The 1,776-nt window shown below is 66.3% G+C and carries 2 protein-coding genes; both read left to right on the forward strand.

The features are described from left to right. Window positions 1-766: aminotransferase class I/II-fold pyridoxal phosphate-dependent enzyme (locus KH616_RS24770; RefSeq protein WP_292254823.1), on the forward strand; the 766-nt coding region annotated here is incomplete at its 5' end. Between the two features lie 39 nt (window positions 767-805). After that, window positions 806-1,633 carry a 2,3,4,5-tetrahydropyridine-2,6-dicarboxylate N-succinyltransferase gene (gene dapD, locus KH616_RS24775; RefSeq protein WP_292254826.1) on the forward strand — a complete coding sequence of 276 codons (828 nt, stop codon included), beginning with the start codon at window positions 806-808 and terminating at the stop codon, window positions 1,631-1,633. Window positions 1,634-1,776: the final 143 nt, after the last annotated feature.

Genomic DNA, 1,776 nt, shown 5'->3' on the forward strand with positions numbered 1-1,776 from the left:
CCCGGCCCGCAACTACGCGTGCGACTACGCGGCCGTGCCGGCCGACGTCTGGGCGCGCACCCAGCTGCTCTACGTGTGTTCGCCGGGCAACCCGACCGGCGCAGTGCTGACGCTCGACGACTGGCGCGAGCTGTTTGCGCTGTCCGACCAATACGGTTTCGTGATCGCCTCCGACGAGTGTTATTCGGAAATCTATTTCGACGAATCGAACCCGCCGCTCGGCGGCCTCGAGGCCGCGCACCGGCTCGGCCGCGGCTTCGAGCGGCTCGTGATGCTGTCGAGCCTGTCGAAGCGCTCGAACGTGCCGGGCATGCGCTCGGGCTTCGTCGCCGGCGACCCCGCACTGCTGAAGAAATTCCTGCTGTACCGGACGTACCAGGGCGCGGCGCTGTCGCCCGTCTGGCAGCAGGCCAGCATCGCCGCGTGGAGCGACGAGACGCATGTGCGCGAGAACCGCGCGCTGTACGCGCAGAAGTTCACCACCGTGACGCCGATGCTCGCGGACGTGATCGACGTCAAACTGCCGGACGCCGCGTTCTACCTGTGGGCCAACGTGGCGCGCACCGGCCTGTCCGACACCGAGTTCGCCCGCCGCCTGTACGCCGACTATAATGTGACGGTTCTGCCCGGCTCGTACCTCGCGCGCGACGCGCACGGCACGAATCCGGGCCGCGATTTCATCCGGATCGCGCTTGTCGCCGGCACCGCCGAATGCGTCGAGGGCGCGCAGCGCATCGTCGAATTCTGCCGCGGCCTCGCCCGGTAACCGCCTACTCCATTCCATTCACTTCCAGCGAAAACGCATATGTCGCAACAACTTCAGCAAATCATCGATACCGCCTGGGAAAACCGCGCCGGGCTGTCGCCGAAGGCCGCCCCCGCCGAGGTCCGCGATGCCGTCGCGCACGCGATCGAGCAGCTCGACCGCGGCGCACTGCGCGTCGCCGAGAAGAAGGACGGCGAATGGATCGTGCATCAGTGGCTGAAGAAAGCCGTGCTGCTGTCGTTCCGCCTGGAGGACAACGTGCCGATGCCCGCCGGCGGCTACTCGCAGTTCTACGACAAAGTGCCGTCGAAGTTCGCGAACTACACCGCCGAAGACTTCGCCGCGGGCGGCTTCCGCGTCGTGCCGCCGGCCATCGCCCGCCGCGGCTCGTTCATTGCGAAGAACGTCGTGCTGATGCCGTCGTACACGAACATCGGCGCCTATGTCGATGAAGGCACGATGGTCGACACCTGGGCAACGGTCGGCTCGTGCGCGCAGATCGGCAAGAACGTGCACCTGTCGGGCGGCGTCGGCATCGGCGGCGTGCTCGAGCCGCTGCAGGCCAACCCGGTCATCATCGAGGACAACTGCTTCATCGGCGCGCGCTCGGAAGTCGTCGAAGGCGTGATCGTCGAGGAAAACTCGGTGATCTCGATGGGCGTGTACCTCGGCCAGAGCACGAAGATCTACGACCGCGAAACCGGCGAAATCAGCTATGGCCGCATCCCGGCCGGCTCGGTCGTCGTCGCGGGCAACCTGCCGTCGAAGGACGGCTCGCACAGCCTGTACTGCGCCGTGATCGTCAAGAAGGTCGACGCGAAGACCCGCGCGAAGGTCGGCCTGAACGAGTTGCTGCGAGGCGACTGATGGGCCAGACCCGACGCATCGTCGTGTACGGCATCCCGAACTGCGACACCGTGAAGAAGGCCCGCATGTGGCTCGACGAGCACGGCGTCGCGTTCGAGTTCCACGACTTCAGGAAGGCCGGCGTCATCAACTGGGCCAAGATG

The sequence above is a fragment of the Burkholderia sp. genome, from assembly GCF_018375725.1.
Taxonomy (GTDB): domain Bacteria; phylum Pseudomonadota; class Gammaproteobacteria; order Burkholderiales; family Burkholderiaceae; genus Burkholderia.